Annotated in this window: 12 protein-coding genes and 3 tRNA genes; 5 read left to right on the top strand and 10 right to left on the bottom strand. The window is 70.1% G+C overall.

Features of this window, described 5'->3' with window-relative positions; all coding sequences use genetic code 11:
* The first annotated feature begins 166 nt into the window (after positions 1-166).
* Positions 167-1,687: a N,N-dimethylformamidase beta subunit family domain-containing protein gene (locus F9278_RS22835; protein ID WP_152170000.1), complete on the top strand. Its 1,521-nt coding sequence runs from the start codon at positions 167-169 to the stop codon at positions 1,685-1,687.
* A 97-nt stretch (positions 1,688-1,784) separates the two neighbouring features.
* On the top strand, positions 1,785-2,684 hold the full coding sequence (locus F9278_RS22830) for a phosphoribosylaminoimidazolesuccinocarboxamide synthase (protein WP_152169999.1): 900 nt from the start codon (positions 1,785-1,787) through the stop codon (positions 2,682-2,684).
* Between the two features lie 62 nt (positions 2,685-2,746).
* Here the strand turns inward: F9278_RS22830 and F9278_RS22825 are convergent.
* From F9278_RS22825 to F9278_RS22790, 8 genes are all read right to left on the bottom strand, one after another.
* A tRNA-Gly gene (locus tag F9278_RS22825) sits at positions 2,747-2,819 on the bottom strand.
* A 23-nt stretch (positions 2,820-2,842) separates the two neighbouring features.
* Complete coding sequence (locus F9278_RS22820) at positions 2,843-3,478, bottom strand: response regulator transcription factor (protein WP_152169998.1); 636 nt, start codon at positions 3,476-3,478, stop codon at positions 2,843-2,845.
* Positions 3,475-4,866 (bottom strand): sensor histidine kinase, encoded by a 1,392-nt coding sequence (locus F9278_RS22815; RefSeq protein ID WP_152169997.1) that lies wholly within the window; start codon positions 4,864-4,866, stop codon positions 3,475-3,477. Before F9278_RS22815 ends, F9278_RS22820 begins: the two co-directional genes overlap by 4 nt.
* A gap of 13 nt (positions 4,867-4,879) precedes the next feature.
* Positions 4,880-5,683, bottom strand: coding sequence for an ABC transporter permease (locus tag F9278_RS22810; protein WP_152169996.1), 804 nt, complete (start codon positions 5,681-5,683; stop codon positions 4,880-4,882).
* Entirely contained in the window at positions 5,680-6,672 is a 993-nt protein-coding gene (locus F9278_RS22805; protein WP_152169995.1) for an ABC transporter ATP-binding protein, read from the bottom strand. Before F9278_RS22805 ends, F9278_RS22810 begins: the two co-directional genes overlap by 4 nt.
* A 187-nt stretch (positions 6,673-6,859) precedes the next feature.
* Positions 6,860-6,932 (bottom strand) — tRNA-Gly (locus F9278_RS22800).
* A gap of 80 nt (positions 6,933-7,012) precedes the next feature.
* Positions 7,013-7,084: transfer RNA gene (locus F9278_RS22795), tRNA-Gly, on the bottom strand.
* Positions 7,085-7,277: 193 nt separating this feature from the next.
* Positions 7,278-7,595 carry a histone-like nucleoid-structuring protein Lsr2 gene (locus F9278_RS22790; RefSeq protein ID WP_152169994.1) on the bottom strand — a complete coding sequence of 106 codons (318 nt, stop codon included), beginning with the start codon at positions 7,593-7,595 and terminating at the stop codon, positions 7,278-7,280.
* 361 nt (positions 7,596-7,956) lie between these two features.
* On the opposite strand from F9278_RS22790, the gene purS reads away from it, so the two are divergent.
* The 3 genes from purS to purL are packed head-to-tail and all read left to right on the top strand — an operon-like array spanning position 7,957 to position 11,152.
* Positions 7,957-8,220 carry a phosphoribosylformylglycinamidine synthase subunit PurS gene (gene purS, locus F9278_RS22785; protein ID WP_005482678.1) on the top strand — a complete coding sequence of 88 codons (264 nt, stop codon included), beginning with the start codon at positions 7,957-7,959 and terminating at the stop codon, positions 8,218-8,220.
* Complete coding sequence (gene purQ, locus F9278_RS22780) at positions 8,217-8,897, top strand: phosphoribosylformylglycinamidine synthase subunit PurQ (RefSeq protein WP_152169993.1); 681 nt, start codon at positions 8,217-8,219, stop codon at positions 8,895-8,897. Before purS ends, purQ begins: the two co-directional genes overlap by 4 nt.
* Entirely contained in the window at positions 8,894-11,152 is a 2,259-nt protein-coding gene (purL, locus tag F9278_RS22775) for a phosphoribosylformylglycinamidine synthase subunit PurL (protein ID WP_152169992.1), read from the top strand. Before purQ ends, purL begins: the two co-directional genes overlap by 4 nt.
* Before the next feature lie 76 nt (positions 11,153-11,228).
* Here purL and F9278_RS22770 read toward each other — a convergent pair whose 3' ends face one another.
* Entirely contained in the window at positions 11,229-11,813 is a 585-nt protein-coding gene (locus F9278_RS22770; protein WP_152169991.1) for a Uma2 family endonuclease, read from the bottom strand.
* A gap of 473 nt (positions 11,814-12,286) precedes the next feature.
* Positions 12,287-12,493: a hypothetical protein gene (locus F9278_RS22760; RefSeq protein ID WP_152169989.1), complete on the bottom strand. Its 207-nt coding sequence runs from the start codon at positions 12,491-12,493 to the stop codon at positions 12,287-12,289.
* Positions 12,494-12,701 lie beyond the last annotated feature (208 nt).

Genomic DNA, 12,701 nt, shown 5'->3' with positions numbered 1-12,701 from the left:
CGCTCATCCCGCCCGCCCAACTCCCCATCCGGACCCCGTTGTTCCACTCTCGCCAATTCGCGACGAACGGTGACGGAGCGCGTGCGTAATGTGATGTGCTGGGACCGATCGCGTACATAGCAAGGGCTTGCGAAAGCTCACGGGGGACGAGGGAGGGGAACAACTCATGGGCTCGGAGCACCACATCCGCCGTTGGGAGTCGGGCGCACTCGCCCACGCCGTGACGGACCCCTTCGGCCAGGGCCCCGTCCCCTGGCTCCGCGGCAATGTGACGTACTTCGACGACACCGGCCAAGTGGTCCCCTGGTACGTGGAGCCGGGCCCACCCGAGCCCGAGGCCCCGGCCAAAGGCACCCGGGCACGCGCACGCGCCCACGTGCCCGCCCCGCGCACCCCGTCGGGCCCCCGCTCCGCCGACGACGTGCGGCGGCAGATCAAGGGCTTCACGGCGACCGGCGCGGCCGCCCCCGGCGAGTCCATCGACTTCCACATCACCGTGGACCCGCCCCAGGAATTCGGCGTCGACATCTACCGCATCGGCCACTACAGCGGCGACGGCGCGGCGAAGATCACCACCAGCCCCCGGCTCTCCGGCATCGTCCAGCCCTCGCCCCTCACCGCCGACCGCACGGTCTCCTGCCACCACTGGTGGCTCTCCTGGCGGCTGCAGATCCCGAGCTACTGGAACACCGGCGCGTACGTGGCGGTCCTCACCACCGCCGACGGCTACCGCTCCCACGTGCCGTTCACCGTCCGCGACGACCGCCCGGCCGACCTGCTGCTCCTGCTCCCGGACATCACCTGGCAGGCGTACAACCTGTACCCGGAGGACGGCCGTACGGGCGCCAGCCTCTACCACGCCTGGGACGAGGAAGGCCGGCTGCTCGGGGAGTCCGAGGCGGCGACGACCGTCTCCTTCGACCGCCCGTACGCCGGCGCCGGCCTCCCCCTCCATGTCGGCCACGCCTACGACTTCATCCGCTGGGCCGAGCGCTACGGCTACGACCTCGCCTACGCCGACGCCCGCGACCTGCACTCCGGCCGCGTCGACCCCACCCGCTACCGAGGGCTGGTCTTCCCGGGCCACGACGAGTACTGGTCCTCGCCGATGCGCCGCACCACCGAGCTGGCCCGCGACGGCGGCACCTCCCTCGTCTTCCTCTCCTCCAACACCATGTACTGGCAGGTGGAGCTGAGCCCGTCCCCGTCCGGTGTCCCCGACCGTCTCCTCACCTGCCGAAAACGCCGGGGCCCCGGCAAACCCGCACTGTGGCGCGAAATCGACCGCCCCGAGCAGCAGTTGATGGGCATCCAGTACGAGGGCCGGGTCCCCGAACCCCACCCCCTGGTCGTACGCAACGCCGACCACTGGCTCTGGGACGCGACCGGCGCCCATGAGAACGACGAGCTGCGGGGCATGGTCGCCGGCGAGGCCGACCGCTACTTCCCGCGCACCCCGCTCCCCGAGCACCAGGGCCGTATCCTCCTCGCCCACTCCCCGTACCGGGACACCGAGAATGTGCTCCGCCACCAGGAGACCTCTCTCTACCGGGCCCCCTCCGGGGCCTGGGTCTTCGCATCCGGGACGTTCGCCTGGTCCCCGGCCCTGGACCGTCCGGGCCACGTCGACACCCGTGTCCAGCGCGCCACCGCAAACCTCCTGGACCGCATCTGCAAACGCGACTGAGCAGCGCATCGCATCCCGCCCGCACCACCCCTGGCCAAGATCGGTCGTCCCCGTACGGGAGAATCGAGCCACTTGGACATCACCACGGGGAGGAACCGTGTCCGGATTCGTAGAAAAGCCCGAGCCGATCGAGGTTCCGGGCCTGGTGCATCTGCACACCGGCAAGGTGCGCGAGCTGTACCAGAACGAGGCGGGCGACCTCGTGATGGTCGCCAGCGACCGCACGTCCGCGTTCGACTGGGTGCTGCCGACGGAGATCCCCGACAAGGGGCGCGTCCTGACGCAGCTGTCCCTCTGGTGGTTCGACCAGCTCGCCGACCTGGTCCCGAACCACGTCCTGAGCACCGAACTCCCGCCGGGCGCCCCCGCCGACTGGGCGGGCCGCACCCTGATCTGCAAGTCCCTCAGGATGGTCCCGGTGGAGGCCGTGGCCCGCGGCTATCTCACCGGCTCGGGCCTGCTGGAGTACGACGACTCCCGTACGGTCTGCGGCCTCGCCCTCCCCGAGGGCCTGGTCGACGGCTCGGAGCTGCCGGCACCGATCTTCACCCCGGCCACCAAGGCCGCCGTCGGCGAGCACGACGAGAACGTGTCGTACGAGGAGGTCGCACGCCAGGTCGGCGCGGAGACCGCCGCGCAGCTGCGCCAGACGACCCTCGCGGTGTACGGCCGGGCCCGGGACATCGCCCGTGACCGGGGCATCATCCTGGCCGACACCAAGTTCGAGTTCGGCTACGAGGACGACACCCTCGTCCTCGCCGACGAGGTGCTCACCCCGGACTCGTCCCGTTTCTGGCCGGCGGATCTGTGGGAGCCGGGCCACGCCCAGCCGTCGTTCGACAAGCAGTTCGTCCGCGACTGGCTGACCTCGGGCGCCTCCGGCTGGGACCGCAGGAGCGAGCAGCCCCCGCCGCCGCTGCCGGAGGAGATCGTCGCCGCGACCCGCGCCAAGTACGTGGAGGCGTACGAGCGTCTGACGGGCACGAGCTGGAGCTAGAAGCCGCCCGCCCGTGCGCACGAAGAAGGCCCCGGTCCAGTGGACCGGGGCCTTCTCTCACGAGCGGACGACCAGGTTCGAACTGGCGACCTCAACCTTGGCAAGGTTGCGCTCTACCAACTGAGCTACGTCCGCGCTGCGCCGTGGCGCGAGGCCTACTATACCCAACCTCGCTCCCGGGCGAGACGCACCGCCGCGTGCCGGTTCTCCACCCCCAGCTTGGAGACGGCCGACGAGAGATAGTTCCGGACAGTTCCCTGGGACAGCGAGGCCCGCTCGGCGATCTCCGCGACGGGTGCCCCGTCCCCGGCCAGCTCCAGCACCTCGGCCTCCCGCGCGGTCAGCGGGGAGTCCCCGGAGGAGATCGCGTCGGCCGCCAACTCCGGATCCACATAACGGTTCCCGGCGTGCACGGTCCGGATGATCTCCGCCAGCCGCTGCGCGCTGACGGTCTTGGGGACGAACCCGCGCACACCCGCCGCAAGCGCCCGCTTCAGATGCCCCGGCCGACCGTGGCCGGTCACGATCAGCACGCGGCAGCCCGGCAGTTCGGCCCGCAGTGATGTGGCCACCCTCACACCGTCGGCGCCCGGCATCTGCAGGTCCAGCACGGCCACATCCGGCTCGTGCGCCAGCGCCATCGCGAGCGCCTCCGGTCCGCTGGCCGCCTCCGCGACCACCACCAGATCGTCCTCCAACGCCAGCAGCGCGGCCAGCGCCCCCCGGATCAGATGCTCGTCGTCGGCGAGCAACAGCCGCACCGGCCGCCCAGCCGCCCCCGGTACGGCGGTCATGAGGCACTCCCCGGTACGACGGCCGACCCGACCGACCCGACCGACCCGACCGAGTCCGCCGAACCCCTCGCAGCCGAGCCCGACCCCGAGCCCGACCCCGAGCCGGAACCCCGACCCGGCGCGGAGGCCACCCCCGACCCCGCCCCCGAGCCCCCCGCCCCCAGCGGCACCCGCGCCACCACCCGGAACGCCTCCCCGTCCACCGGCCCCGCCTCCAGCGTCCCGTCCACGACCGCCAGCCGCTCCCGCAGCCCCGCGAGCCCGGACCCGCCGGCCCCCACGGAGCGCCCGGCGTCCCCCGCCTCCGTACCGGCCGCCGCCCGGATTCCGTCGTTCTCCACGGTCAGCACCACCTGCCCCTCCGCCACCTTCAACACCACCACGCACTGATCGGCGTTCCCATGCCGCAGCACGTTCGTCGTCGCCTCCCGCACCACCCAGGCGAGCGCGGACTGCACCTCGCCGGGCAGTCCCGTGGTGTCCGCCCCGTCGACCGAGCAGTCGATGCCGGCCGCCGCCAACACGCCCTGCGCACCGGAGAGTTCGACCCCGAGGTCGGCCTCCCGGTACCCCCGTACGACCTCCCGCACCTCGCGCTGCGACTCCTGGGCGATGCGCTGGACCTCGATCATCTGCTCGACGGCCGCGGGCTGTTCCCGGCGGGCCAGCCGGACGGCCAGCTCGCTCTTCAGGGCGATGACCGCGAGGTTGCGGCCTATCACGTCGTGCAGATCGCGTCCGAAGCGCAGCCGCTCCTCGGCGACGGCGAGGCGGGCGCGGGTCTCGCGGGCGTCGGCGAGTTCGTAGACGGCGTCGAGGAGCCAGACGGAGAAGACGGCCGTGAAGGCGAGGGCCCCACCGCTGATCAGCACGATCATCCCCGTGACCAGCGCGCCGGGCCCCGGGGTGCCCAGCAGGAGGACCAGGAGCGCGGAGCCCGCCGCGAAGCCGCCGACGATCGCCAGGACCCGCTTCCGGCCGCGGACGCCGAGCGTCACGTTACCGACGCCGAAGACCACCACGATGCTGAAGATGCCGGCGTTGTCGGCGACCTCCCCCTTCATCGCGTGGTCGGCGATCACGAAGGTGATGACGGCGATCACCGCGGTGACGGCGGTCAGCACCCACAGCAGCCGTACGGGCTGGGCCCGCTGTCCGCGCGTCCAGTCGAGCGCCCGGGACGCGGTCACCGCACAGGTCGCCGCGTGCGCGCCCACCACGAGCAGCATCAGCCAGCCGGCCGGCCGCCCCGGCCCCACCTCGGCGAAGGCGGGCAGTCCGGCCGCGAGGAGCTCGATCGCCGCGAACATGTGGAACGACCACCGCGTGTACGCCTCCACCTTCGCCGGTGTGCTCTTCACCCGCCACCAGGTCCCCGGCCCCCGCATGGCACAACTCCCCTCATCGGCGCGGTTCCCAGCGGAACCACCGCCGTACAGCAAACACCGAGAGCACGGTCCAGGCCAGCGCGGTGACGACGGCGCCCAGGGCCTCGTACGCGGACAGGTCGCCGGTCCAGCCGCCGCGCACCAGTGTGATGACGGGGCTGAGCGGCAGCAGTTCGAGGACGGACGCCACCCGGTCCGGCAGCACCTCCAGCGGCAGCGTGATGCCCGAGCCGAGCAGTGAGACGAACATCAGCGGCAGGCTCGTGACCTGCGCGCTCTCGGCGGTGCGGCTGAAGCTCGCGGTGACCGCCGCCAGCGCCACGCACATCACGACGCCCAGCAGCAGCCCCAGCACGGCCAGGTGCGGTGCCCGCGGCGCCCCGAGGTCCAGCAGGACCGAGCAGCCGACCGCCATGAGCACGCACTGCGCGATCCCGATGCCGACGGCGGGCAGCGCGGCCCCGATCATGATCTCCGGATCACGCAGCTCACCGGTCCGCAGCCGCTTCAGGACGAGTTCCTCACGGCGTACGACATAGATGTTGGTCAGGGCGGTGTAGATCGCGAAGAGCAGCGAGAAGCCGATGCCGGCGGGCAGGATGACCATCCCGACGCTCAGCCCCGCCTCCTTCAGATCCATCTGGTCCGTCGCCGAGCTGACGCTGAGCGGCAGCAGCAGCGGGATGAACAGCGCCGTGACCAGCGTGGCCCGGCTGCGCCCGAGGAGCGTCAGTTCGGCGCGGGCGAGCGCGGTCATCCGGCTCTTGAGGGTCGTGGTGCCCGTTCGACCGCCGTGTACGGGGATGGTGGTGCTCATCCGACCAGTTCCTCCTCGCGTGACTGCTTCGACTTGGCCGCCGTCTCCCGGGCGATCCGCAGGAACGCCTCCTCCAGCGACGCCGACCGGACTTCGAGGCGCCGCAGCTCGACCCGGGCCCGCTCGGCCCAGAGCAGCAGCCCGGTGGCCGCCCGCTGGAGCTCCTTCGTGCGCAGCACCACCACGCGGTCGTGCTCCTCGTGCCCGGTGACGCCCAGTTCGCCGAGTGGCGGCAGGTCGCCCAGGAAGTACCCGGTGGGTAGTTCGAAGGAGATTCGGGACGGCTGGGAGGCGGTCACCTCGGCCGGGGTGCCGGTCGCGGCGACGCCGCCCTCGTGGAGGATGGCGAGCCGGTCGGCCAGGTCCTCCGCCTCCTCCAGGTAGTGCGTGGTGAGCAGCACGGTCGTCCCCCCGTCGCGCAACTCCCGTACCAGCTCCCAGGTGTCCTGGCGGCCCTCCGCGTCGAGGCCGGTGGTCGGCTCGTCCAGGAAGAGGACCTCGGGGCGCCCGAGGAGCGCGAGCGCCAGGTCGAGGCGCCGCTTCTCACCCCCGGACAACTGCTTGACCCGTACGCCGGCCCGCCGCCCGAGTCCGACGATCTCCAGCGCCTCGCCGACGGGCCGCGCCACGCTGGTGCAGCCGGCCCACATCCGTACCGTCTCCGCGACGGTCAACTCGGAGGGGAAGCCGCCCTCCTGCAGCATCACGCCGATCCGGGGGCGTACGGCGGCGCGCTCCTCGTAGGGGTCGTGCCCCAGGACCCGTACCCGGCCGCCGGAGGGCGGCGCGAGTCCTTCCAGCAACTCGACCGTCGATGTCTTGCCCGCGCCGTTGGTGCCCAGGAGGGCGAAGAGTTCTCCCCGGCCGACGGAGAAGGTGATTCCCCGTACGGCCTCGAAACCGCCCCCGTACACGCGCCGCAGGTCGGTGACCTCGATCACGTTCTCGTGATCGTGAGTGTTCACGTCCTCGTGCCCGTTCGTTTCCATGTCTTCAGCGTCCCGGCGATACGGGCCGCGGAGCAGTGCGCGGTGTCATCGCTCGACATGACAAATGTCAGACGCGGAAGCGGAAGCGGAAGCGGAAGCGGGAGGGGGAGCGGGAGAGGGAGCGGGATACGAGGAAGAGGGGACACGAAGAAGGCCCCGATCCATTGGACCGGGGCCTTCTTTCACGAGCGGACGACCAGGTTCGAACTGGCGACCTCAACCTTGGCAAGGTTGCGCTCTACCAACTGAGCTACGTCCGCATTGCCTCCGACCGGCTCCCACCGATCGGCGCGAGGACTACTTTACCTGATCCACAGGAGTGGTCGGTCAAGTGATCCAGAGCGGGTGACAGGAATTGCACACTGCGCCTTCCCCCTGGAAGGGGGATGTTCTACTACTGAACTACACCCGCGTGACTCCGGTGAGCCGGGCCTTTCGGCCTTGCCCCTCGGCGTGCTCCAAACTCTAGCCGATCCGGCGGGGTGCAACGCAAGTCGGTTGTCCCCCGGTCCCAAGTCGGCCGTCCCCGGGGCCCGCTGACGGACCCTGAGAACGGCCGGCGGGAGGCGCGTCCACGCGGCACCCGCCGCGTGGACGCCACGTACCTACTGCGCCTCGGCGAACGCCTCGTAGACCTTCTTGGGGATCCGGCCGCGCGCGGGGACGTCCAGCTTGTTGGCCTGGGCCCAGGCGCGGACGGCCGCCGGGTCCGGGGCCACCTGGGTCTGCTTGTAGGCCTTGCCCGACTTCGACCGCTTCCGGCCGGCCTCCACGTACGGCGCGAGCGCCTTACGCAGTTTCTTGGCATTGGCTTCGTTCAGGTCGATCTCGTACGACTTGCCGTCGAGTCCGAAGGCGATCGTCTCCGCCGCTTCCGAGCCGTCGATGTCGTCGGAGAGAGTGACCACGACACGCTGCGCCACGAATATCGGTCCCTTCGTGCGACATCTCTCCGTCGACGTGCCCTGACGTCAGGAAGATGTCGGCTGTCCGGCTGTTAATTGGGCAAAGTATCGGCTAATGCCAATTCATTTGTACAGTGCCCGGCATTGCATTGCGAAGACAGACTTAATCCGCCCGCGTGTCCCTCGCGCAATAGGGTTCCGGGATCTTTCCCAGAAGTTTTCATGAGGGTGATCGCCCGACACCTGATCGTGACCGCCGTCACCGGGATTCTCCGTGGATCCCTGTAGTTTCCTACAAATCTACCCGCGTAGAAATTTTGTACGGGTAGTCTGAAGCCACCTGTAGGAACCTGCTCAGCACCACACACCGGGAGTGCCAGTGGCACGCGTCGTAGTCGACGTCATGCTCAAGCCGGAGATCCTCGACCCCCAGGGCCAGGCGGTGCAGCGCGCGCTGCCGCGCCTCGGTTTCGAGGGCGTCTCCGACGTACGTCAGGGAAAGCGATTCGAACTGGAAGTTGACGGACCGGTGGACGACGCCGCGCTCGCCCGCATCCACGAACTGGCGGAATCCTTCCTCGCCAACACCGTGATCGAGGACTTCACCGTCAAGGTCGAGGAAGTCGCGGAGGCGGGAAAGTGACCGCTCGTATTGGCGTCGTCACTTTTCCGGGCAGCCTCGACGACCGGGACACGCAGCGCGCGATCAGGCTCGCCGGTGCCGAACCCGTCGCCCTCTGGCACAAGGACAAGGACCTCCACCAGGTCGACGCCGTGGTGCTGTGCGGCGGTTTTTCCTACGGTGACTATCTGCGCGCCGGCGCCATCGCGCGCTTCTCGCCGGTGATGGAGACGCTCATCGAGCAGGCGAAGGCCGGACTGCCGGTCCTCGGCATCTGCAACGGCTTCCAGATCCTCACCGAGGCGCATCTCCTCCCCGGCGCGATGCTCGGCAACGACCACCTCCACTTCATCTGCCGCGACCAGAGGCTGCGGGTGGAGAACGCGGAGACCGCCTGGACGACCGACTACACGGCCGGCCAGGAGATCCACATCCCGCTGAAGAACATGGACGGCCGGTACGTCGCCGACGAGTACACCCTCGACAAGCTGGAGGCGGAGGGCCGGGTGGCGTTCCGCTACCTGGACTTCAACCCGAACGGCTCGCAGCGCGACATCGCCGGCATCACCAACGAGGCCGGGAACGTCGTGGGCCTCATGCCGCACCCGGAGCACGCCGTCGAGCCGCTGATCGGCACCGGTCGCACCGACGGCCTCCCCTTCTTCACCTCGATCCTCAAGAAGCTGGTCAACGCATGAGCCGGACGCCTCTGGACACGGTCGAGCACGCGGCCGAGACCCCCGACGTCGAGCTGCCCTGGGCCGAGCTGGGCCTGAAGAAGGACGAGTACGAGCGGGTCGTCGAGATCCTCGGCCGCCGCCCGACCGGCGCCGAGCTGGCCATGTACTCCGTCATGTGGTCCGAGCACTGCTCGTACAAGTCCTCGAAGGTCCACCTCCGCCAGTTCGGCGAGAAGGCGCCTCAGTCGGACGCCCTCCTCGTCGGCATCGGCGAGAACGCGGGCGTGGTCGACGTCGGCCAGGGCTACGCGGTCACCTTCAAGGTCGAGTCGCACAACCACCCCTCGTACGTCGAGCCCTACCAGGGCGCGGCCACGGGTGTCGGCGGCATCGTCCGCGACATCATCGCGATGGGCGCCCGCCCGGTCGCCGTCGTCGACCCGCTGCGCTTCGGCGCGGCCGACCACCCCGACACCAAGCGCGTTCTCCCGGGCGTCGTCGCGGGCATCGGCGGCTACGGCAACTGCCTGGGCCTGCCGAACATCGGCGGCGAGGTCGTCTTCGACGCCTGCTACCAGGGCAACCCGCTGGTCAACGCCGGTGCCATCGGCGTCATGCGGCACGAGGACATCCACCTCGCGAAGGCCTCCGGCGCCGGCAACAAGGTCATCCTCTACGGGGCCCGTACCGGCGGCGACGGCATCGGCGGCGCCTCGATCCTGGCCTCCGAGACCTTCGACGACGCCAAGCCGAGCAAGCGCCCCGCCGTCCAGGTCGGCGACCCCTTCCAGGAGAAGCTCCTCATCGAGTGCACCCTGGAGGCCTTCAAGGAGAAGCTGGTCGTCGGCATCCAGGACCTCGGCGCGGCGGGCCTGTCCTGCGCGACGAGCGAGCTGGCGTCGAACGGCTCCGGCGGCATGCGCGTCACCCTCGACGACGTCCCCCTCCGAGACTCGACCCTCTCCCCTGAGGAAATCCTCATGAGCGAGTCGCAGGAACGGATGTGCGCGGTCGTCGAGCCGGAGAAGGTCGACCGCTTCCTCGCGATCTGCGACAAGTGGGACGTCATCGCCACGGTCATCGGCGAGGTCACCGACGGCGACCGTCTCGAAATCTTCTGGCACGGCGGCAAGATCGTCGACGTCGACCCGCGCACGGTCGCGCACGACGGCCCGGTCTACGAGCGCCCGTACGCCCGCCCCGAGTGGCAGGACGCGCTCCAGGCGGACGACGCGAACAAGCTGCCGCGGCCCACGACGAGCGAGGAGCTTCGGGAGCAGGTCCTCGCGCTGGTGGCCTCCCCGAACCAGGCCTCCAAGTCCTGGATCACCTCCCAGTACGACCACTTCGTGCAGGGCAACACGGTCCTCGCCCAGCCCGAGGACTCCGGCATGATCCGCGTCGACGAGTCGACCGGCCTGGGCGTCGCCATCGCCACGGACGGCAACGGCCGGTACGCGAAGCTGGACCCGTACGCGGGCGCGCAGCTGGCGCTGTCGGAGGCGTACCGGAACGTGGCGACGACCGGCGCGAAGCCGCTGGCCGTCTCCGACTGCCTGAACTTCGGTTCCCCGGAGGACCCGGCGGTCATGTGGCAGTTCGCCGAGGCCGTACGCGGTCTGGCGGACGCCTGCCAGCAGCTGGGCACCCCGGTGACCGGCGGCAACGTCTCCCTCTACAACCAGACGGGCGAGGTGGCGATCCACCCCACCCCGGTCGTCGCGGTCCTGGGCGTCATCGACGACGTGGCCCGCCGCACCCCCGTCGCCTTCCAGGAAGAGGGTCATCTCCTCTACCTCCTCGGAGACACCCGCGAGGAGTTCGGCGGCTCGGCCTGGTCCCAGGTCGTCCACGACCACCTCGGCGGCCTTCCTCCGGCCGTGGACCTGGAGCGCGAGCGCCTGCTCGCCGAGATCCTGATCTCCGCCTCCCGCGACGGCATGATCGACTCCGCGCACGACCTCTCCGACGGCGGCCTGATCCAGGCCGTGGTGGAGTCGGCCCTGCTCGGCGGCAAGGGCGCCCGCCTGATCGTCCCGGACGGTCTGGACGCCTTCACCTTCCTCCTCTCGGAGTCGGCCGGCCGCGCGCTGGTGGCGGTCCCGCGCTCGGAAGAGGTCCGCTTCAACGACATGTGCGGCGCGCGGGGCCTCCCGGCCACCCGCATCGGCGTCGTGGACGGCGACACGGTCGAGATCCAGGGCGAGTTCACACTCCCCCTGGCCGAACTGCGGGCCGCCCACGAGGGCACGATCCCGGCGCTGCTGGCGTAGTCCCGGTAGTCGCACGGAAGCCCCGCCCGGTCGGTCATCGACCCTTTCGGGCGGGGCTTTCGTGGGTCCTGGCGGGTCAGCGGACGTAGGTCTTGAGGATCTCGGTGTCCAGTTCGATGCTCATCGGGCCCGGGATGCGGATCTTCTCGCCGAACTTCGCTGTGTGGATGTCGCGGTAGCCGCCGACCTGTCGGTCCGGATTGCTGTGCACGGTGACTGTGCAGGAGTCCCGGTCGATCAAGAGGTACAGGGGGATTCCAGCCTGGCCGTAAGCGGTCGGCTTCTCGTGCCGATCCCGTCGGTCGGTGTCCGAGTCATACGAGGTGACCTCGACGACCATGAGGGCACCCTCGGGATCAGCCCACTCTCCATGCCCGGCGAAGTGGGCTTCGGGAGTGATCACTGCATCCGGCTTCGCCCTGCCCTGTCTGTAGGACTCGACCCTGAGCCCGCGGCCCTGATACAGGTCCAGGTCTGGCCTGGCCTGCATACAGCGTCGTGCAAGCCACGTCACGATCGTGTCGTGGTCTCCGTCCGCCACCTTCTTGACCCCGATCTGTCCGTCGATGAACTCCAACGTGACGGTCTCGGGAGCGGAGGAAGCGATCGTTTCGAACTCCTCCACCGACATCTGAGACGTGCGCTCGGCCATAACCGTCATGTTGCCCCCCTTTCCAGGCGAAGGCCAGTGTCGCCAGCGGGCGTCGAACCGGGGCGTACTTCGCCGTCGATCACCCTCACGGATGACGGCCCTCCCCGGTCCGCGCAGCCCCGGCACGCGTACTCGGTACGCCCCGGCCCCGAACCCCCGTGGACGAAGGCCACGGGCACCGGCTTCTCTGCCGGGCACTGGCAGCGCGAACAGATCCGGGTCCGGCGCAGACAGTCGGCGCACATCCGCCCGGTGCGCTCCAGGGTGCCGTAGCGCAGGAAGGGGGCGCGGCCGGTACCGCAGATCGTGCACAGGAGTTCGGGGCGCGCTTCGTCAGCAGCGGCAGGCATGATCGCCCACTCGCTCGCTGCTCGTGGCCGGCCGGGGCCCGGACACACCCCAGCCCAGCAGCGGCGCCGGGGGCGTGACGTCCACCTGGTGTCGCCGCCGCACCAGCCGCCCGAGCCTCCGCAGCAGCGCCCTCACGACCGGCCTTCCCCGGCGACGAGTTCCGTCTCCTCGACGAGCGACTGCCGCTCGGTGCAGTCCGCGAGCCGCGCCCAGAGATACGGCCGCTCGTCCACATCGACCTGCCCATAGCCGGACCCGACCTGCACGACGACCCCCTCGAACGGTTCGGGCCGCTCACGGCGGAGGAGATCGGGCGGGACGTAGGTGACACCGCGCACGCGGTCACCGACACGGAAACGGGGGTGGGCATGGGGTTTGCCGCCTTTCGGGTGGGGGGTGTCCTGGGACCACTGTTGGGCGGCGGGGGTCTGCGGGCAATCGAACGTAGAAGTTCCGTCCTAAGTGGTATATGCCGGTAGGTAGGCAAATGGCTGCGCGTGCAGGGCATCGCCTGCCAGACTGGCGGCACTGAGTGGGATCGACCCG

Origin of the sequence: Streptomyces phaeolivaceus, from assembly GCF_009184865.1 — a bacterium.
GTDB classification, from domain to species: Bacteria; Actinomycetota; Actinomycetes; order Streptomycetales; family Streptomycetaceae; genus Streptomyces; species Streptomyces phaeolivaceus.
The sequence above is the reverse complement of the archived record's forward strand: the minus strand, read 5'-3'. Positions and strand labels throughout refer to the sequence as shown.